The organism is Nocardia arthritidis NBRC 100137 (assembly GCF_001612765.1).
GTDB lineage: Bacteria > Actinomycetota > Actinomycetes > Mycobacteriales > Mycobacteriaceae > Nocardia > Nocardia arthritidis.
The window spans coordinates 64,217-83,545 of sequence record NZ_BDBB01000001.1; the positions used below are offsets into that span (position 1 = coordinate 64,217).

The following is a 19,329-nucleotide window of genomic DNA, read 5'->3' on the forward strand; positions in this document are numbered from 1 at the left end:
GAGGGCCACTCCATGCTTTCGAACTGTGACGTTCGTCTCATTGACTTCCCAGCGAATAGAATTCTCAGATTGTTTTGTTCTGGAAAACCCCGGTCAGCGCCCACATTTCCGAGACCCCACCGAGCCGTGGGTCTCGACGGTGAACAAAATTTGAATAAACAGTCACAAGCGGTTCACCACGCGTTAGCTGGTCTAGATTTTGCTCGTCTAGTCCCCTCCGAACGTTCCAATCGAGGTTCCAAACAAAATGCTGATGAGGAAATTCGCCGCAACGTCGGCACTTCTGATCGCCGCTCTCGGCGTCACCGCCGGCACCGTGAACGCGGCTCCGGCCCCCGAGGCCGATGGCGCGGTGAACTTCACCGCCCACTCGACCGACACCCAGTCGATCATCACGACCGATGCCGGTTCGATGGTCGTCGAGGACGGCACCTTCAAGGTCAAGGCCGCCAATGGCGACGTGCTCGCCGGCACGCCGCTGACCTTCCGTGTGGACGACTTCGAGTTCCCGATCGCTGCCGAGATCGCGGACCGCACCGCCACCCTGACTCCCCAGTTCGACATGGCGCACGCGACCTACAAGCCGGTCGCCCTCCCGTTCGAGGACAAGGCGCCGTGGAAATCCGAGTACGACCGTGAGACGGCCGCCTTCAACCGTATGAAGGACACGATCGGCACCGGCGCCACCATCGGCACCCTTGTCGGTGGCATCGGCGGCGGCGCCGTCGGCTGCATCCTGGGCGGCATCGCCGGCGCGACCGTCGCCTCGGCGACCATCGTCGGCCTCTTCGGCCCGTTCATCCCGGCGGCCGCCATCGGCTGCCTCGGCGGCATCCTCGCCATCGGCGCTCTCGGCACCCTGGCGGGCCAGCTGCTGATCACCGCTCCGGTCGCGATCGGTGCTGCGATCCAGTACTTCACCACGATCAACCAGCCGTTCACGCCGCCCGCCAAGTAGTCCGCGCTGGACGCACACAACTGAATCGAAAATCGGAAGCCCCGCCCGCGCTGCTGCGTGGGCGGGGCTTCCGTTGTTCATCCCGTCCGGATAGTGAACAAATGCTGAACTAGATGGAACTAATAGACGTTGCCCACTGCTGAGCTGCACTATCAAGGGCAGATAACTTCGGATCGGAATTAATAGCGGTCGCACACCGGAGCCGTCGCCCGCGGCGACAGCATCGAAACCGCGGAGCCCACACAGGACGCGAGCCCCGTCCCGCCTGAAACGCGGGGCGAGGCTCGCCTCGAAAGGCCGGGCGGTCAAGCCGTCCGTGCCTGCTGGTCGTCCTCGATGCGGGCCCGTACGAACCGGGAGACCCGCGCCAGCGCCGCCCTGCTCTCCGGCAGGCCCGGCGCGATGCTCATGAAGGCGTGGACCTGGCCGCGCCACAGTTCCAGCGCGTTCGGCACGCCCGCCGCGGTGAGCCGCTGTGCCATCAATTCGGAGTCGAAGCGCAGCACCTCGTCCTCGGCGGCGATCAGCAGCACGGGTGGCAGCGCGGACAGCACCGCGTTGACCGGCGACAGACCCGGATCGAGCGCCCCGTCGATCTCGGCGCCGATGCGCACCACCGCTTCCAACGCCGACAGCGGGATATACGGGTCTCGCGTGACATTCACATAGTCGCGCTTCGCCCCGTAGTCCAAGTCGAGCAGCGGGCTCAAGCCGACCAAGCCGGCGGGCGCGGGCAGACCCGACTCCAGGGCCAGCAGCGCGGTCGCGAAGGTGAGGTATCCGCCCGCCGAGTCGCCCGCGAAGATGATCCGCCCCGGATCGGCGCCGTGACGAAGCAGCCAGCGGTAGGCGGCCAGGCAGTCGCGCACCGAGTCGGTGATTCGCGTGCCGGGCAGTTGGCGGTACTCGACGTTGATCACGGGCAGACCGCTACGGCGGGCCAGGCTGGCCGCGATCGGGCGGTGGCTGCGGGTGCTGCAGATCGCGAAGCCGCCGCCGTGCATATAGAGCACCGCGCCGTGGCGCAGCGCACGCGAAGCACCGGCCGGGCGGATGATCTCCAGGCGGATACCGTGCAGCGACACCTGCTCCCGATCGATACCGTGCGGCCGAGGACGCAACCGCGCCAGCCCGTCCACGGTGGCGGCGCCGAGAGGAATGGTCGTCCTGGTGACCGGGAAGGTTCGCAGCACCGGCCGGACCACGCCCATACAGGTGGCCAGCAGCATTCGCGATTGCGCGCTGGGGCCCTTCGGGTTCATCACCACGCCCGGCTCGCCGTCTCTGGTCGCCATCGCGCACCTACCTCACAACTGGTGCGCCGAATCACGACCGGACCGAGGTCGCCCAGGCGAGCTGTCGGCGCTGACATCTCACGCGGTGTCTTTTCAGAACACCATGCGCATCGTGACCTACGCAACAGAATCGCTCGATCCGCACCGCGGCGAAACAGCCGTGACCGAATCGAGGACTACTCGGAACCTCACCGAATCCCGGCGTCGTGAAACTGGCAGACTCCATGCATGCGCGGAATCATCTTGGCGGGCGGCACCGGCTCCCGGTTGCACCCGATCACGCGTGGGGTGAGCAAGCAGCTGGTCCCGGTGTACGACAAACCCATGGTCTACTACCCCCTTTCCACGCTGATGCTCGCGGGGATCAGGGACATCCTGGTGATCACGACACCCGGGGACGCCGCGGCGTTCCGACGGCTGCTCGGCGACGGCACGCAGTTCGGCCTGTCGCTCAGCTACGTGGTCCAGCCCGAGCCGGACGGCCTGGCCAGGGCCTTCGTCCTCGGCGCCGACCATATCGGCGCGGATTGCGCCGCACTGGTGCTCGGCGACAACATCTTTCACGGCCCCGGTCTCGGCACCAGCCTGAATCGCTTCCACGGGATCGACGGCGGCGCGGTGTTCGCCTACTGGGTCTCCGATCCCACCGCCTACGGCGTGGTGGAGTTCACCGAGGGTCGCGCGGTGTCCATCGAGGAGAAGCCCAAGACGCCGCGGTCGAACTACGCCATTCCGGGCCTGTACTTCTACGACAACGACGTGGTGGAGATCGCCCGGTCGCTGCGTCCCTCCGCGCGCGGCGAATACGAGATCACCGACATCAATCGCGCCTACCTGGAACAGGATCGCCTGAGCGTGGACGTACTCGCCCGCGGCACCGCATGGCTGGACACCGGCACCTTCGACTCCTTGCTGGACGCGGCCAATTACGTGCGCACTATCGAAGAGCGGCAGGGCCTCAAGATCGGCGTCCCCGAAGAGGTGGCCTGGCGGATGGGCTTCATCGACGACGAGCAGCTGTGCGGACTGGCCGAACCGATGATCCGCTCCGGCTACGGCCGCTACCTGCTCGGCCTGCTCGAACGCGGACGGGACTGGTGAGCATGGAGTTCCGGGAGCTCGCCGTGCCGGGCGCGTGGGTGGTCACCCCTCGCCAGCACGGCGACGATCGCGGCATGTTCCTCGAGGGCTTCAAGGCCTCGGAGTTCGAGAAGGCGACCGGTCGGCCGTTCGACCTGCGGCAGGTGAACTGCTCGGTGTCGGCGGCCGGGGTGCTGCGCGGCATCCACTACACCGAGGACCCGCCGGGCCAGGCCAAGTACGTGACCTGCGTGCGCGGCGCGTTCCTCGACGTGGTGGTCGACCTGCGCCCCGGCTCACCGACCTACGGGCGCTGGGACAGCGTGCTGCTCGACGACGTCGACCGGCGCTCGGTGTTCCTGTCGGAAGGACTCGGCCACGCGATCCTGTCGCTGGAGGACGGATCGACCGTCACCTACCTGTGCTCGCTGGAGTACCAGCCGGAGTTCGACCACGACATGGACGCGTTCGATCCGAGGCTGGGCATACGGTGGCCGCGGGTGGGTCGCGACGGCCGGGAACTGACTTTCATCCGCTCCGCGAAAGACAGTGCGGCCCCGCCCTTCTCCTGATCGTCGGGATACCGCACCGTCCGACCGGCGGCGATCTCGTCGACTTCCTCGCCCGGTGGCCATCGAAAAGTTCGCACGTCGACGCCGGGCAAAGTCGCTCACGCGGGAGCCGGGAGACGATGCCTACGCTCTCAGTCCTGCCAGGATTATGCGCACCCCGGCGCGGAATTCGGCCGCTGGGTCGCTCGAGAGGGCCGCGTGCGCGATTTCGATCAGCTTGGGGAACTGCTCGAAAGGCAAGGCCGCGATCCGGTCGGTGATCGTCGTGAGGTCCTCATCGCGCGCCGCCGAAAGGGGGCCGACGAGTTCGGCTTGCGCATATCCGGTGATGAAGCCGGACACTGCGCGGAACGCCACCAGCAATTCGGTTCCTGATCTGCCGCTACGCGCGAGCGCCTGCAAGAGGGCTTCGGTCGGCCGGAGTGTCGCCAGGTCGAGGCTGCGCCGGGTGAGGATCAGTGGGATCGCGTGGGGATGTGCGCGCACGGCACGCCACATTCCCTCGGCGACGGTGAGCACCTCGTCATCCCAGTCGATGGATGGCGCGCAGTCCCAGCGCGCTTCGGCCATCACGGCCTCGGTGACCAGCTGCTCCAGGCCCTCACGTCCGTCGACGTAGTTGTAGATCGTCATCGGACCGGTGTCCAGCGCCGACGCGAGACTGCGCATGGTCAAACCAGCCAGACCTCGGTCGTCGACCAAGGCGAGTGCGGCGACTTGTAGCTGCTCGCGCGTGAACTTTCGGGGGGCGGGCATATTCCTCCTTGTTTAAGTACAAGGTACGTGTTTAACTGGGGCTTGTTCACGTACAACGTACTCAATCGAGGTGTCATGACCATTCGCACCACCTTCACTTCCGGCCGCGAACAGTGCGCGGTATGGCTGACCCTGCCGAACGGCCCGCGTCCGCATCCGGTTGTGGTGCTCGTCCACGGCGGTGGCGCAACCCACGACATGATGCTGGCCCAGTACGAGGAGTGGTTCTCCGAAGCGGGTCTTGCGGTGGTGGCCTTCGATTTCCGCCACCTCGGAGAATCAGGTGGTCAGCCGCGCCAGCTGGTGAGTCAACGCCGCTACGCCGAGGATGTCGACGCGGCTCTGGCTTTCGCCCGCTCCCGCCCCGAACTGGACGCACATCGGATCGCGTTGTGGGGCACCTCGTTCGGCGCCAGCCACGTGCTGGCCGCAGCCGCACGCCACGATGACCTTCGTGCCGCGGTGGTTCAGTGCCCGGTCTTCAGCGGGCGTGCCGTCGTGTCACGCGCGGGAATACGCAATCTGCTGCGGTTCACGGTTCCGATCGCCTCCGACCTGGCTCGCGCCGCACTCGGTCGGCCGCGCCGTTACGTCCCATTGGTCGGGAAGCCCGGGGACCTGGCGTTCGTGAACCAGCCCGGCGCCCTCGAAGGGTGGCAGTCGGTGACACCACCCGACTACCGCTTCGATAACCGGATCACTGCCGCGTCGGGACTGGGCATGTTGTTCTACAACGCCGCGTCCTCCGCGCCGCGCGTGCGCTGCCCGCTACTGGTGTGCGCCTGCGAGAAAGAGAATCTGATCGACCCCGCCATCGCGGGCCGGGTGGCCGCAACCACACCACGGGCCACCCTGAAAAGTTACGACGCCGATCACTTCACGGTCTACCATCCGCCGACTGTCGATCAGATCGTCGCCGATCAGATCGACTTCCTGACCACACATCTCGCGCCGAACGTGTAACGAGAGGAGTACTTCCGTGGAGCGTATTCACGACGTCCTCCACAGGGCGGCGACCACTGCCGCGGATGCTGTGGGCTGGATCGCGGACGACCGGAAGATCCGGTTCGCCGAAATGGATGCATGGTCGGACCGGGTCGCCACCGGATTGCTACGGCTGGGCATCCGGCGGGGTGATCGCATCGCCGTCAACGGGCCCAACACCCCCGAGTGGCTCGCTGTGTACTTCGGGGCCGCCAAAATCGGTGCGGTGGTGGTCGGGCTCAGTGTCCGATACCGGGAGAACGAGTTCGCCCGCATCCTCGGCGATTCCTGTACACGAGCGGTGGTCACGGTGCCGTCCAGCGAAGGAATCGACTTTCTGGGCATACTGGCCGGCCTACGAGATCGTCTTCCACATCTGGAAACCGTGGTGACCTTCGGCGCGGGCGGCGACCACACGCTAGATGAGCTTTCGTCCACACCGGCGGACACCGTGCTGCTCACCGAAGCCGAGGACGCGGTCCGCGAGAACGATCCGGTCATGATCATCTATACGTCCGGGACCACCGGACGGCCCAAAGGAGCAGTTCTGACGCATGCCGGCCAGCTCGCGGCCGCCACCGCGCAAGCGGGTCACATGCGGCTCGGCCCTGGCGACACGCTACCGGTAGCCGTACCGCTCAACCATGTCAGCGGCATCACCTGTTGCGTACTCGCCGCGCTGGTCGCCTGCGCCCGCAGCGTGCTGCTGCCGACCTTCGATGCCGCCGCGGCCGCCGAACTGTTCCACACGGCGGACCTCACGATCTGGGTCGGGGTACCGACCATGCACACGCTGCTACTCAACCACTCCCGGTTCACCACCGTCGACACCGCTGCGGTTCGGCTCGTGGTCACTGGCGGTGCCAACGCGGAACCAGCCTTACTCGAACGTTTGATCAACTCATTTCCGAACGCCACCGTGATGAACCTCTACGGGCTCAGTGAGTCCTCGGGTGCGGTCGTGATGACCCCTTGGGACGGCGACACGGAAACGACCGCGCGCGCGATAGGTCGACCGCTTCCGACCGTGCGGATCAAGATCGCCGATGCCGCCGGGACCGAAGTCTCCGTCGGCGAAACCGGCGAACTCCTGCTCCGAACCCCTTCGGTCATGGCGGGCTACCACAACATGCCCGCGGAAACGGCCGACGCCATCGGTAGCGACGGCTGGCTGCGCACCGGCGACATCGCCCGGACCGATAACGACGGCTTCATCACCCTGCACGGCCGGGCCAAGGACATGTTCGTCCAAGGCGGATACAACATCTACCCGATCGAAGTCGAGAACATACTGGCGGAGCACCCCCAGGTCCTCATGGCAGCCGGTATCGGCGTACCCGATCCGGTGCTCGGCGAGATCGGCCGCTACTACGTTGTCCTCACGCCGGACTCTCAGCTCACCGAAGGCGACCTGAAGCAATTCTGCGCGGACAAAATCGCGGATTACAAGGTTCCCAGGGAGATCATCATCAGGCCGGACCTTCCTTTGTCACCGTCCGGCAAGGTACACAAGGCCGCCCTTCGCAACCAATCAGCACAATCGGGCGCCGCGGGCTAACCGGTCCACTGCGGCGCCGCCCCGGTAGACGGCCGATTCGCTGCCCGGCGTGGCCGGACATATTGCGACCGCATACGTCGAGCGCCGCCACCCGGTGCCGGGTTACGGCGCTCGACGTTTCACCACCTCGGTCAGGCGACGAGTTGCAACTCCTTCGCCTCGTCCGCCGCCCGCTCCCGGCCGCGGAACCGCGGCGCGAAGGCGAGCAGGGCGACGAGTGCGCCGACGATGGACACGCCCGCGGCGAACTCCAGACCGGGACGGTAGGTGTCGAGCATCCCGGCGGCCGAGATGTCGGCGTGTGCGCCGGAGGAGATGATCGCGGTGGTCACCGCGAGCACGATGGCCGCGCCGACCTGCATGGAGGTTTGCAGCACGCCGGCCGCGAGACCCTGCTCCTCGTCCTCGATGCCATTGGTGGCCTGGATGTTGATGGCGGGGAAGCCTACCCAGCCGATGCCGATGAGCAGCACCGCGGGCAGCAGCATCGTCAGGTAGGAGGGGGCTGTGTCCAGCCGCAGGAACAGCAGGTAACCGACGGCCATCACGACCATGGTCACCGCGATCACCGGCCCGGTGCCGAAACGATCCACGAGCTTGTCGGAGAAGAACGCCGAGAGCACCACCAGCAGACCGACCGGCAGCAGCGCCATCGCCAGCTTCAGCGGGGACCAGTCGAGGGTGTCCTGCATGTACAGGGTCACGATGAACTGCCAGCTGAAGTAGGAGCCCGCCACCGCGACGATCGCGAGACTGGCGCGGACCAGCGAGGACTTGCGCAGGATGCCGAGGCGGACCAGCGGGTAGCGCACCCGCTTCTCCACCGCGACGAACCCGGCGAACAGTGCGACGACCGCGACGAACGAGCCGATGGTGCGCGCCGACGCCCAGCCGGCTTCCGGTGCGGCCACCACGGTGTAGACCAGCAGCAGCATGGCGGTGGTGGACAGCAGCGCACCCAGCAGGTCGTGTCCGCCTTCCTCGGCGGGCTTGTCCTTGGGCACCAGCACGTACGCCGAGACCAGCGCGGCCAGCGCGATCGGCACCGGCAGCAGGAAGGTCCAGCGCCAGCCGACGCCGGTCATCAGGCCGCCGAACAGCAGGCCCATGGAATAGCCGCCCGCGCCGAACACCGTGTAGATGGACAGCGCCTTGTTCCGGGCGGGGCCCTCGGCGAAGTTCGTGGTGATGATGGACAAGCCGGTCGGCGCGGTGAATGCGGCGGCCAGGCCCTTGACGAAGCGGGTGAGGATCAGCAGCGGACCGGAGCTGACCAGACCGCCGGCCAGCGACGCGACCGCGAAGACCGCGAGGGCGATCAGGAAGACCTTGCGGCGCCCGAGCAGGTCCGCGGTGCGGCCGCCGAGCAGCAGCAGCCCGCCGTAGCCGAGCACGTAGCCGCTGACCAGCCATTGCAGGGTCGAGGTGGACAGATCGAGTTCCGCGCCGATGGACGGCAAGGCGACACCGATCATCGAAACGTCGAGGCCGTCGAGGAACAACACGATGCACAGCGTGATCAGCATGCCCCAGAGCCGGGCTGACCATCTGGCCGGATCGGCCGCCTGAGCGGCCGAGAGCGTTGCTGGTGAAGTCATGCGGGAGACATTACATGCGCGTGCATTAAATGCCAACACATTTAATGCGGTTGCATGCACTCACCGGGGCCACTAAGATGGGGCCATGTCGAAGCCGACCACCGTGAGCACAGTCCGGCGCGATCTCGCGTCGGCCGGGCTGGTTGGAGAGTGGCGCGAGCTGCTCGACCGGCACGCGGCGGTGAGTTGCGCACTCGAGAAGGCGCTGCAGCACGGGCATCACATCGGGCTCAGCGAATTCGAGACGCTGGACCGGCTGGTGGACGCGAACTGCGGCGACTACCGCATGAGCGACCTGGCCAACGACATCTACCTCAGTCAGAGCGCGCTCTCGCGGGCCGTGGCCCGGCTGGAGCGCGACGGCCTCGTCCAGCGCACCATGTGCGCGCAAGACCGCCGCGCCGTGTTCGTGTGCCTGACCGAGAAGGGCCGCGAGGTCTACGAGCAGGCCCTGCCCACCCACCGGGCGGTCTTGAACGACACCTGGGACTTGCCGGGGCCGCCGAAGTGCTGATCAACGCCCGGATAAGGCCCGATCAGAGCGATTTCCTGGCTTCTTCGACGCGTGCTCGCGCGTCGACCGCAACCGCCCCGGCGCTCGCGAATGCCGCCCGGAAGCGCGCGACCTCGTGTTCCTTGTCCGTATAGACCGGCCCGGTGAACGCCTCGAGGTAGACCACCGGCGGCTCGGACGGCTCGCCGGAGCGCACCTCGGGGAACTCCAGCAGCACGAACCGGCCCGACGTCATGCCGTCGTGGTAACCGCACTCGGCGGGCACCACCCGGAGCCGGACGTTCGGCAGTTCGGTCATGCGCAGCAGGTGGTCGAGCTGCCCGGCGGTTACCTCCGGGTCGCCGATGCGCCGTCGCAAGACGGCCTCGTCGATCAGCGCGTCCAGCCGCAGCGGCGCGTCGGCGCGGGTGACCAGCGCCTGCCTGGCCTGGCGCAACCGCACCCTGCGGTCGATCTCGCCGGCGGAGAACTCCGGGTGTGCCGCCGTGAACACCGCCCGGGTGTAGCCCTCGGTCTGCAGTAGTCCGGGGACGAGCTCGTTCTCGTAGGTGAACAGCCGGGCGGCCGCCTCTTCCAGCCCGATGTAGACGTCGAAGCCCTCCGGGATCACGTCGCCGTAGGCGGTCCACCAGCCTTTGGCCTTCGTATCGCGCGCCAGCGCGCGCAGCGGTTCGAGCAGGTCGGGCGGCGCGCCGTAGACCTTGCACATCGCCTCGACATCGAGACCACGCAGCGAGGTCTGGCCGGTCTCGATCCGCCAGATCTTCGCCTCCGACCACTCCAGCTGGTGCGCGGCCACCCGCGTGGTCATCCCGGCACGGGTGCGCAGATCGCGCAAGCGCCTGCCGAGCTGCCGTCGCGGCATCGTCGATCCGGTCGTTCCCTGTGGTAAAGCCATGCTTCCCCCCTGTCCAGCCGTACACCGCCCGCACCGTGCATCTGCGCGGTCTGCGGCGCGGCGCGCCCTCTCCGGAGACCCGTGGTGGATGTGCCGGGTATCCGAACAGCATTGTTCACAGTGAAACTCGCAGCGGTCACGGCGCGCGTCTCAGCCAGGCCGATGGCTTCGGCGAGTCAAATCACTTCCGCACGTCGAGTTTTCGCCCCTACCTGCGGGGGTTGCGCTTGCGGAAGCGCCAGAACTGCACCGCGCGAACGTCTTCGGACAATTGGTTGACCGGCTCGGCCACGTCCGACAACGCCTGGAACAGGTCGTCGGCCAGTTCGCTGATGTGCTCCACCCTCGTCGCCAGGCGCGCGGCGTTCACCAGGAACTCGAGCATCAGGCGGACGGCGGCCGCGATGGTCAGGCCGAGCGGGACGCCCAGCAGCGCGGCGAGCACGCCGAGCATCGCGGACACCCGCCACGCCGCCACCGTCAGCGCGAGGGGCACGGCGAACGCGAACACCAGCCCCAGCATGTAGGCCAGCGGCAAGAGCGTGCGGGTGGCCGGACGGTGGAATTGCACATCGAGCAGGGCACGTGCGGCGGCGACGCTCCACTGCGCGAACGCACGGGGGCTGCGGAACGGCTCGGCGGGTTCCTCTTCGTCGGAGGCGGCCCCGGCGAGCCGCTTGGCCGCCGACTCCTTCCACGTGAGCCAGCGCGACTCGGCCTCGTACTCCTCGGCGTCCGCGGTTTCGCGGTCCGCGGGCGCGCCCGCGCCGTGGGGTTCGTCACTCATGCCGAGAATCCTCCTTGCCCGGGTCGCTCGGATCCAGCCGGAAACGCACGCCACCGGTATGTTTTCGCACCCGCGACTCCCGGGGGGCCAGTCCACAGCGACCTCACAGCTGCGGCGCAGCGAGTGGCCAGGTCCGGGGTCGAAAGTAGCTGCGTGGCAACCACGGCGAGCCACCTCGGGATGCCCGGCGGAACACGTACGAACCTCTCGGAAATGAGACGTAGGCGACACTCCGGAAATTTTCTCGGAGAACGCGTAACGCCCGTGGCGGCCCCCGCCGATACGACCCATGAATGCAGGACCCAAAGATCTACCGGGGAATGGAGAAGACAGTGCGCACCACGTTTCCGACTTCCGTCACGGCGGCCGAACTGACCGCCGCTGCGCAGGACTACAACCAGCGCGGGTGGACGGTCGCCGAAACGGCCAACGGTCTGAGCCTGATCACCGACGACGACCTGTCCGGCATCGAGGTCACCGGCGAACTGGCCGGCGAGGTCCGCCGCTTCCTGCGCGCGAACAACCTGTCCGGCGCGGTGATCGAGATCCCCGGCCCGGAGCGTCGCGAGATCCACCTGGTCACCGGCGTCCGCAAGGCCGCGATGGCGTTGCAGGCGCTGCGCGAGGCCGGGGCCACCGTGTACGCCGACGGCGCCGGCATCCCGCTGCCGCCCACCCAGCTCTCGGCCGGCTCGGCCTGCTGGGGCGTCGCGCCCGCCGAGGCGCGTTGGGTACCGCCTGTCGTCGCCCTCGCCGCGGCCGTGCGCGCCGCCACCTCCGCGCGCCGCACCAAGCTGACCATCGCCTGCTGAGCAACGCCTCCCTGGATCGGATGAACCTGCTGATCGCGGGCCGGGGCCGCGCTACCCGGCCTGTTTGCGACCGGTATCCGTCCTGACGCTCCGGATCCCCACCCCGGAGCGCCGCCGGGTACCGGTCGTTTGGCGTTGCCGATATCGAGCGTTCTCTTTTCAGTTTCACCGCCGGACGACAAGATGGGGTATGGCCCCGATCACGCAATCGCGCAATCTGCTGCGGACCTGCCCACTCTGTGAGGCGGTCTGCGGCTTGGACATCACCCTGGACCCCGACGACCACGTGACCTCGGTCCGCGGCGACCGCAGCGATCCCTTCAGCAAGGGCTTCATCTGCCCTAAGGGAGCCAGCTTCGGCCATCTCGACGAGGACCCGGACCGGGTGACCGAACCGCTGATCCGTGATCGCGCGACCGGCGCCTGGCGCACCGCGACCTGGGACGAAGCTTTCGATTACATCGCCGAGCGGTTCCCCGCCGTCGTGGCCGAGCACGGGAACCAGTCGGCCGCGGCCTACCTGGGCAACCCGAACGCGCACACCGTGGCGGGCACGCTGTACGTGCCGATGCTGCTGCGCGCGCTGGGCACCAAGAACATCTACTCGGCCAGCACCGCCGACCAGATGCCCAAGCAAGTGGCCAGTGGGCTGATGTTCGGCGACCCGCTGACCGTGCCGGTGCCCGACCTGGACCGCACCGATTATCTGCTGATGCTGGGCGCCAATCCGCTGGAATCGAACGGTTCGCTGTGCACCGCGCCGGATTTCCCGGGCAGACTGAAGGCCCTGCGCGGCAGGGGCGGCCGCTTCGTGGTGGTCGACCCTCGGGTGACCCGCACCGCGAAACTCTCCGACGAGCACCTGTTCATCCGGCCGGGCAGCGACGCCTACCTGCTGTTCGGCATCGTGCACACGCTCTTCGCCGAGCAATTGACCGATCTGCGCGTGGAAGTCACCGGCCTGGACGAATTGCGCACGACCGCCGCCGCGTTCGACCCGGATACGGTCGCGGCCCGCACCGGGGTACCCGCGTCCACGATCGTGCGGCTCGCCCGCGAGCTCGCGGCGGCGCCGACCGCCGCGGTGTACGCCCGCATCGGCACCTGCACCGCCGAATTCGGCACGATCACGCAATGGCTGGTCGACGCGATCAACGCGCTGACCGGCAACCTCGACTCCCCTGGCGGCGCGATGTTCGCCACCGCTGCCGCCGGCGGCATCCCCCGGACCAGGCCGTTCCGCGCCGGGCGCTGGACCAGCCGGGTTCGCGGGCTACCCGAGGCGATGGGCGAGCTGCCCGTCGCGACGCTCGCCGACGAGATCACCACGCCCGGCGAGGGGCAGATCCGCGCCCTGGTGACGGTAGCGGGCAATCCCGTGCTGTCCGCGCCGAGCGGCGCCCGCCTGGACGAGGCATTCGCCCAGCTCGACTTCATGGTGAGCGTGGACCGCTACGTGAACGAGACCACCAGGCACGCCGATGTGATCCTGCCTCCCCCGCGTTCCACCCAGTCCCCGCACTATGATTTCGCGCTGCTGCAATTCGCGGTGCGCAACTACACCCGCTACTCGCGCCCGCTGGTGCCGCTGGGTAACCGGCCCTCCGAGCCCGCCGTCCTGGCACGCCTGGCCGCCGCGCTCACCGGCAGGCCGCACAACGGCTCCGACGGGATGGATCCGCTCACCGCCATGGACGAACTCGTCATAGCGGGCCTGCTGCACAAGGCTGGGCTCGCGGAGCGGCGCGGCGACCTGATCGGCGAGAACAGCACCGAACAGCGCATCGACCTCATGTTGCGTCTCGGGCCGTACGGCGAGTGGAACGGCGGCACGCTCAATCTGCAAGCGCTGCTGGACAACCCGCACGGCATCGACCTCGGCCCGTTGCAACCGCGCCTGCCGGGCGTCCTGCGCACGGCGAGCGGCCGCGTGGACCTTGCCCCACAGCCCCTGCTCGACGACGTGGCGCGGATGCGGGCGCGCCTGGCCGACGAGGCGCCGGAGATCGTGCTGATCGGGCGGCGGCAGCTGCGGTCCAACAACAGCTGGATGCACAACATCGCGCCGCTGGTGAGCGGGTCGAATCGCTGCACGCTGCACATCAACCCGGCCGACGTGGCCCGGCTGGGACTCGGCGATCAAGCGGTGGTCAAGTCGGCCGCCGGGACCCTGACGGTTCCGCTGGAGCCGACCGAGGCCATCATGCCCGGCGTGGTGAGCCTGCCGCACGGGTGGGGCCACGCCGACAGCGGCCAGACCGTGGCCCGCGCGCACGCGGGTGTCAACGCCAATGTGCTCACCGATGATTCGGTGGTAGACGCGCCCTCCGGCAACGCCGTGTTCAACGGGGTGCCGGTCACGCTGACCCCGGCCTGACACACCGCCGACCACTCCCGCAAATGCCGACCGGCCGCAAAAAGTTCCGGCCGGTCGGCTTTTAGCTAATCGCCCGAAATGCTTGGTAGGCACGAAAATCGGCGGAATTTTCGATGCCGATTTCCACGTTTTGCCGAGCGATCCTCATCTAAAATCGACACGATCTCGGTACGACCGCGGTTCAATGTCGAGCCTGGTGGACCCCGGATTCCGGCGACCAGAGGGAGCGGCGATGCCCGGCATGCACAGTGGCAGCAGCGGCGAGCGTGAGCTGCAGGAACGGCACGGAACACAAGATCGAGCACAGCGGTTCTACGACGATCAGGTGCTCGACAGCCTCAACCCGACGATGATCGATTTCATCGGCCGGATGGATATGGCGTTCATCGCCACGGCGGACAAAAACGGCGAATGCGACTCGAGTTTCCGTGCCGGACCGCCCGGTTTCCTGCACGTCATCGATGAACATACGATCGCCTATCCGGAATACCGTGGCAACGGCGTCATGGCCAGCCTCGGCAATATCCTGGAGAACGCGCACGTCGGGATACTGCTCCTCGATTTCGTGCGTGACCTCATCGGACTGCACATCAACGGTTCGGCCCACATCGTCTCCGATCTCGCCCTGCGCAACGTCGTTTCCGACCTGCCGGTCAACCACAAGGGCCGGGTGGCCGAACACTGGGTCGTGGTCCGCGTGGAAGAGGCCTATATCCATTGCCGCAAGCACATCCCGCACCTGGCTCCCGCACCACGCGAACAGCGTGAGTGGGGCACCGACAACGTGCGGGCCAAGGGCGGCGACTACTTCGGAGCGAAGGCGGAGAAGAACGAGCTGGCCGAGTCGCTCGTCAGCGGGTCGTGAGGGTAGGTACGCGGCCCAGCGCGCCCAGCATCAGTCGCTCCTCGACTGATCGCGGACGCGGTGCGGGACCGTAAGGCCACCAGTCGCCGAGTTCGACCAGACCGGGGTCGACAAGCTCCAGCCCGCCGAAGTAGGTGGCGATCTGTTCGCGGGTGCGAAACCAGCCTGAACCCACACCGTGGACGAAGCGGTGCTCGAGTTCGCGGGCGAGCCGGTGGGCAGCGGGATCGTCCGTGGGGTCGAGGTAGTGACTGATCGCGAGGTACGAACCCGGCGGCAGGAACTCGGTGTACGCGCGGGCGATCGCCGCGGGGTCGAGTTCATCGGGCACGTGATGCAGGACGCCGGACAGAATGACTGTGAGCGGGCGACCGGGCACGATGTGGCCGGCGATTTCCGGCAGCAGGGTTCGCGGTTCCGTCAGATCACCTTGCACGTAACGGACACCCGCATGCCGCTCGAGCAGGGCGCGGCCGTGAGTGCAGCAGAGCGGATCGTTGTCCACGTAGACCACCCGCGCTCCCCTGTCGTACTGGTGCGCGATCTCGTGAATGTTCGTAGCTGCGGGCAGCCCGGCCCCGAGGTCGACGATCTGGTCGATACCGACCTCGCCTACAAGGTGGCGAACGAGGCGATCCAGCCAAAGTCGCGACATCGAAGGCACTTTTCGCATGTTCGGGGCGAGTTGGAGGATGTCATGGAAGAAGCTCCGGTCGACTTCGTAGTTGTCTTTACCTCCGAGGCTGTAATCGTGTACCCGAGCGATGCTGGGGCGCGTCGGGTCCGGCCCGACCGGTGCACGCACACCGGTTCCGTGCGGGAGTTCCCCCGGCATACGGGCGTTCACGCCGATGCCCGGTTCGCGGCGACCAGCGGGCGAGTGGTCGGCAGTGTCTGTGCCAGCATCCATGCCACGGCGCCTGTGACCGTCGCTGGAAGAGGTTCGTAGCGCGGAACTTCGCGCCCGACGCGGCGTTCCAGAACCGCCATCGCGACCAGGAAGTTCGCCACGAACCAGAGCACAACTCCAGCGATGACGATCGCGACCATCACCCGTGTACCTCGGCGATATCGAATGGCCGGTCACCTTCGCGCGTCCGACGGCGGGGAATTTGATCGGCCCAAGCGCGGATCGCCTCTACCACGGCGACGCCGGACGGCCGAAAAGCACTGGCAGGCGGTTCGATCCACTGACGAATCGCCCCGGCCGACGCGGTGGGCGACGGCAGCGCGATCGCCGCCCCCGCACGAGCGACGGACACATCCAGCCGAAACAGCTCTGCGAACAGCCGCATGTCATCGACCTCCCCGAGATCCGGCCGAATCAAGAACGTCCACCTGCCGGAGCGTGGATGGCCGATGATCGGCCCGACCGAATTCCCCTGTCCATGCAGATGCGCCCGCACCGCCTGCCCCAACCGCGCGGGCATCGTGATCCCCCACACGCTGCCAGCATGCATGACGATCCGCCCCAATCCGGGCGGGTCGATGACAGCGGGTAGACCGCATGCGCGGCGGTAGAACTGGCACCGCGAGACCGGTGTGTCCTCGAACGGCTCATGGTCCATCTCGAAAGCCCCCTACTCGTATCGAAGATCGCGCGAAGGGCGCCCGGCTCTTGGCCCTTGCTGCGGAGTTGCGGAAGATCCTCAGGCCTCCCACCGAGCGCGTGCGCCAAGTTCAGCATCGGCAAACCGCCAGATCACCACTTACTCTGAATATCCATCACAGATTTTCTGAAGTCCCAGCGGCTGATTCAGCCTGGATGCGAGGATTCTCCGAGGTGGAGGATGCGAGCTGAGAGGGGTGGACATGGAAGGTTCTACGGTTCCGCGCAGGCAGCTGGGTCGCCATCTGCGTGAGCTGCGAACGGCGATCGGACTTACGATCGCGAACGCGGCCGAACTCATGCAGTGGAGCCCCACGATGTTGCAGCGAGTTGAGAAGGGGCAGGTAGACAAGGTCCGTGACGCCGACGTCAAAGAGCTGTGCCGGATCTACGAGGCGGACGCGGAGCAAGTCGACGCACTAGTCGGCTTGGCCCGGCAAGCTAACGCGCCCGAGTGGTGGCATGCCTACGGTGACCTGATTCCGGAAAACTTCGATGTCTATGTAGGTTTGGAGAACTCCGCAAAGCGGCTGACGGTGTACCAGTCCGAACTCGTCCCGGGCCTACTTCAGGTGCCTCGATACATGCAGGCACTCATTACTGCCAGACGGCCCGACGAGCGTGCGACAGAGATCGAGCGACGCGTCCAGCTGCGAATCAAACGACAGTCTCTGATCACGCGGCCAGTTAGTCCGGTCGAGATGGACGCGGTTATCCACGAGTCGGTACTACGCCAGATAATCGGTTCGAAAAGGACAATGACAGAACAGACGCGCGCCTTGATCGACTCCAGTCGTCGCGCAAATATCACGCTCCGGGTTCTACCGTCCAACGCGGGCTACCCCACCGGTGATCAGATCAGCCCATTCACGATCCTGGAGTTCGGCACCGACACTAAGAACCGTCCGATCGAGCCGCCTGTCGTGTACATGGAAGGCTTCACGGGCGCGCTCTATGTGGATAAACCCGGCACTGTGCAGCGGTATGGTGACGCGTACGAGGTGCTCCGGAGCGCGGCCATGGATGTCCAGGAGAGCCGCAGACTTCTCCGGGAGCTAGAGAAGGAGTATGGGCGTGAGCAGTGACCTATCCGGAGCACGGTGGTTCAAGAGCAGCCGCAGCGGAGCTAGCCAAGACTGCGTCGAAGTCGCGTTCCTCGCCGAAGGACACATCGGCGTACGCGACTCGAAGAATCCGACCGGCCCCGCGCTGGTATTCACCCCCGGCGAATGGGACGCCTTCACCGCAGGCGTGACGGATGGCGAATTCCACCGCCACTGACCACATCGACCGACACGGCCCGGCCCACTGACTCGAAACGTTAGGAGCCGGGCCGATTCCGTATCAGTTGCCCTCTGCGATCGGGTTGTCATCCCCGATATGGCCGACCCACGGTCACCCCAGCGCAGAGGCCGCAACCCTCCCGCCGAGACCTGCGACTTCATAGTGGTCGACCCGCGAGTGGCACACGCTGGAGACCTTCTCTCGGACGATGCCGCGACCATGTGCCACCCTCGCCGGAAAGGACGCCCACTGGCGATCACGAGGAGAAGGCGACGGTGGTGTTGTAGGTGCGCTGGTCGTCTATGGCGTCGAGGAGCCAGGCCGGCTGGGTACTCCCCATCCCCAAACACCGTCGACGTCCGAGACCGAGTTCGGCTCGGCGATGCCACTCGGCCGCGCGTCCAGTGTGAGCGCCTGATCAACGCGTTGGAGAACACACCGCACCAACCTGTTCACCCCTGGCGAGTGGGACACCTTCACCGCACGCACGTGACGCACGGCGAATTCAACCGTCACTGACCGCATCGGCGCGGCTCACCGACGTGAACGTCAGGGAGCCGGGCTGTCTCGCCTCGCGGCGGCTACCATCCACCCGTTCACGACAGCTGATCGAATTGTCAATCGCCGCCTTCCGCTCCTCTGCGAACTTGCCGGTCGCCGGATGAGATCGGTCAACGCCACCGGTGCGCGGCTGCCAGTCGCCTGACCTCCGCTTCGATCGAGTCCCGGGACACGACGTCGTGCAGCCAGCGATCAACGAGGCTCGGCAACTGGCGCATCGTCGCGGCAGCGGGCGAGTCCTCGTCGTACTCCGCCATCGGGGTGGGCCAGCGTTCGGCTCCCACGATCGGGTGCACGAGATCTTCTGATATCCGGCTGGCGAAGATTGCAGCACGAATCGTGAGGGCAGCCTCTCTCGGGAGCGGATTATCCGCGACACGGACCATGAATTCGGTCGCCTGCGCGGGAAGAACTGGGCGGCCCGGCGCTGATGATGAGGCCAGCCGCGCCAATTCGCCGGTTACCGACTTCGGGAGAACTCGTTCTCCCGACCAGCAGCCCTCCCGAATGAATCGGCTGTAGAGCATGACGGGGACAGTGAAGCTATCCAACGTTCCGTCATCGAGATGGGCTCCGCTCAACCGGAGCAGCAGTCCATCCACGAAGTCGCGTTCGATCGGCGACTGCCTGCGAAAATCGTCCACGGCGGTGAGCGGTATATGGCCCGCCATCGCCCACCGCCACACGATCTCTCGATCGGTACCGATCACCGCCCACAGCCGATCGACGACCGCAACTCACCCTTGGCCACGTGCACAACCGGATCCTCATCAGCATCGTGATCGTCCATCATGTGCTGATATGAACTACACGTCATCAAC

20 protein-coding genes are annotated in these 19,329 nt (G+C 66.7%); 11 read left to right on the plus strand and 9 right to left on the minus strand.

All coding sequences use genetic code 11. The features are described 5' to 3' along the window. Nucleotides 1–247 precede the first annotated feature (247 nt). Nucleotides 248–958: a DUF8020 domain-containing protein gene (locus tag NA8_RS00330; protein WP_063048316.1), complete on the plus strand. Its 711-nt coding sequence runs from the start codon at nucleotides 248–250 to the stop codon at nucleotides 956–958. 305 nt (nucleotides 959–1,263) lie between these two features. On the opposite strand, the gene NA8_RS00335 is transcribed toward NA8_RS00330, so the two are convergent. Next, nucleotides 1,264–2,253, minus strand: a complete 990-nt coding sequence (locus NA8_RS00335; protein ID WP_063048317.1) for an alpha/beta hydrolase — start codon at nucleotides 2,251–2,253, stop codon at nucleotides 1,264–1,266. A gap of 228 nt (nucleotides 2,254–2,481) precedes the next feature. Between NA8_RS00335 and rfbA the strand changes: the two genes are divergently transcribed. Both rfbA and NA8_RS00345 read left to right on the plus strand, forming a co-directional pair. After that, on the plus strand, nucleotides 2,482–3,354 hold the full coding sequence (rfbA, locus tag NA8_RS00340) for a glucose-1-phosphate thymidylyltransferase RfbA (protein WP_063048318.1): 873 nt from the start codon (nucleotides 2,482–2,484) through the stop codon (nucleotides 3,352–3,354). Nucleotides 3,355–3,356: 2 nt separating this feature from the next. Further along, the gene (locus NA8_RS00345) at nucleotides 3,357–3,905 is read left to right on the plus strand and encodes a dTDP-4-dehydrorhamnose 3,5-epimerase family protein (RefSeq protein WP_063048319.1); all 549 of its coding nucleotides are present in this window, start codon (nucleotides 3,357–3,359) and stop codon (nucleotides 3,903–3,905) included. Between the two features lie 123 nt (nucleotides 3,906–4,028). Here NA8_RS00345 and NA8_RS00350 read toward each other — a convergent pair whose 3' ends face one another. Next, a complete protein-coding gene (locus NA8_RS00350) occupies nucleotides 4,029–4,661 on the minus strand; it encodes a TetR/AcrR family transcriptional regulator (protein WP_063048320.1) in 633 nt (210 codons plus the stop codon). A 75-nt stretch (nucleotides 4,662–4,736) separates the two neighbouring features. Here NA8_RS00350 and NA8_RS00355 point away from each other — a divergent pair, with 75 nt between their 5' ends. Then, nucleotides 4,737–5,624, plus strand: a complete 888-nt coding sequence (locus tag NA8_RS00355) for an alpha/beta hydrolase (protein ID WP_063048321.1) — start codon at nucleotides 4,737–4,739, stop codon at nucleotides 5,622–5,624. Between the two features lie 16 nt (nucleotides 5,625–5,640). Beyond that, entirely contained in the window at nucleotides 5,641–7,203 is a 1,563-nt protein-coding gene (locus NA8_RS00360) for a class I adenylate-forming enzyme family protein (RefSeq protein ID WP_063048322.1), read from the plus strand. A gap of 131 nt (nucleotides 7,204–7,334) precedes the next feature. Here NA8_RS00360 and NA8_RS00365 read toward each other — a convergent pair whose 3' ends face one another. Continuing rightward, nucleotides 7,335–8,801, minus strand: a complete 1,467-nt coding sequence (locus NA8_RS00365) for an MFS transporter (protein WP_063048323.1) — start codon at nucleotides 8,799–8,801, stop codon at nucleotides 7,335–7,337. Between the two features lie 85 nt (nucleotides 8,802–8,886). Between NA8_RS00365 and NA8_RS00370 the strand changes: the two genes are divergently transcribed. Next, complete coding sequence (locus tag NA8_RS00370) at nucleotides 8,887–9,315, plus strand: MarR family winged helix-turn-helix transcriptional regulator (RefSeq protein ID WP_063048324.1); 429 nt, start codon at nucleotides 8,887–8,889, stop codon at nucleotides 9,313–9,315. Nucleotides 9,316–9,337: 22 nt separating this feature from the next. On the opposite strand, the gene NA8_RS00375 is transcribed toward NA8_RS00370, so the two are convergent. Both NA8_RS00375 and NA8_RS00380 read right to left on the minus strand, forming a co-directional pair. Continuing rightward, nucleotides 9,338–10,180, minus strand: a complete 843-nt coding sequence (locus NA8_RS00375; RefSeq protein ID WP_245663601.1) for a helix-turn-helix domain-containing protein — start codon at nucleotides 10,178–10,180, stop codon at nucleotides 9,338–9,340. 241 nt (nucleotides 10,181–10,421) lie between these two features. After that, complete coding sequence (locus tag NA8_RS00380) at nucleotides 10,422–11,000, minus strand: DUF4282 domain-containing protein (protein ID WP_063048326.1); 579 nt, start codon at nucleotides 10,998–11,000, stop codon at nucleotides 10,422–10,424. Between the two features lie 293 nt (nucleotides 11,001–11,293). Here NA8_RS00380 and NA8_RS00385 point away from each other — a divergent pair, with 293 nt between their 5' ends. From NA8_RS00385 to NA8_RS00395, 3 genes are all read left to right on the plus strand, one after another. Continuing rightward, nucleotides 11,294–11,812 (plus strand): hypothetical protein, encoded by a 519-nt coding sequence (locus NA8_RS00385; protein WP_245663602.1) that lies wholly within the window; start codon nucleotides 11,294–11,296, stop codon nucleotides 11,810–11,812. 190 nt (nucleotides 11,813–12,002) lie between these two features. Continuing rightward, a complete protein-coding gene (locus NA8_RS00390; RefSeq protein ID WP_063048327.1) occupies nucleotides 12,003–14,189 on the plus strand; it encodes a molybdopterin-dependent oxidoreductase in 2,187 nt (728 codons plus the stop codon). 232 nt (nucleotides 14,190–14,421) lie between these two features. Beyond that, the gene (locus tag NA8_RS00395; protein WP_063048484.1) at nucleotides 14,422–15,054 is read left to right on the plus strand and encodes a pyridoxamine 5'-phosphate oxidase family protein; all 633 of its coding nucleotides are present in this window, start codon (nucleotides 14,422–14,424) and stop codon (nucleotides 15,052–15,054) included. On the opposite strand, the gene NA8_RS00400 is transcribed toward NA8_RS00395, so the two are convergent. The 3 genes from NA8_RS00400 to NA8_RS00410 are packed head-to-tail and all read right to left on the minus strand — an operon-like array spanning nucleotide 15,041 to nucleotide 16,484. Continuing rightward, entirely contained in the window at nucleotides 15,041–15,964 is a 924-nt protein-coding gene (locus NA8_RS00400) for an SAM-dependent methyltransferase (RefSeq protein WP_369690238.1), read from the minus strand. The two genes, NA8_RS00395 and NA8_RS00400, sit on opposite strands and share 14 nt — an antisense overlap. After that, complete coding sequence (locus tag NA8_RS34265) at nucleotides 15,898–16,107, minus strand: hypothetical protein (protein WP_169810423.1); 210 nt, start codon at nucleotides 16,105–16,107, stop codon at nucleotides 15,898–15,900. Before NA8_RS34265 ends, NA8_RS00400 begins: the two co-directional genes overlap by 67 nt. After that, complete coding sequence (locus NA8_RS00410) at nucleotides 16,104–16,484, minus strand: hypothetical protein (RefSeq protein ID WP_245663603.1); 381 nt, start codon at nucleotides 16,482–16,484, stop codon at nucleotides 16,104–16,106. The genes NA8_RS34265 and NA8_RS00410 overlap by 4 nt, the downstream gene beginning before the upstream one ends. Nucleotides 16,485–16,866: 382 nt before the next feature. Here NA8_RS00410 and NA8_RS00415 point away from each other — a divergent pair, with 382 nt between their 5' ends. Continuing rightward, a complete protein-coding gene (locus NA8_RS00415) occupies nucleotides 16,867–17,748 on the plus strand; it encodes a helix-turn-helix domain-containing protein (protein WP_063048486.1) in 882 nt (293 codons plus the stop codon). Next, complete coding sequence (locus tag NA8_RS00420) at nucleotides 17,738–17,944, plus strand: DUF397 domain-containing protein (RefSeq protein WP_063048485.1); 207 nt, start codon at nucleotides 17,738–17,740, stop codon at nucleotides 17,942–17,944. The genes NA8_RS00415 and NA8_RS00420 overlap by 11 nt, the downstream gene beginning before the upstream one ends. A gap of 674 nt (nucleotides 17,945–18,618) precedes the next feature. Here NA8_RS00420 and NA8_RS00425 read toward each other — a convergent pair. Further along, on the minus strand, nucleotides 18,619–19,218 hold the full coding sequence (locus NA8_RS00425) for a hypothetical protein (RefSeq protein WP_063048330.1): 600 nt from the start codon (nucleotides 19,216–19,218) through the stop codon (nucleotides 18,619–18,621). Nucleotides 19,219–19,329 lie beyond the last annotated feature (111 nt).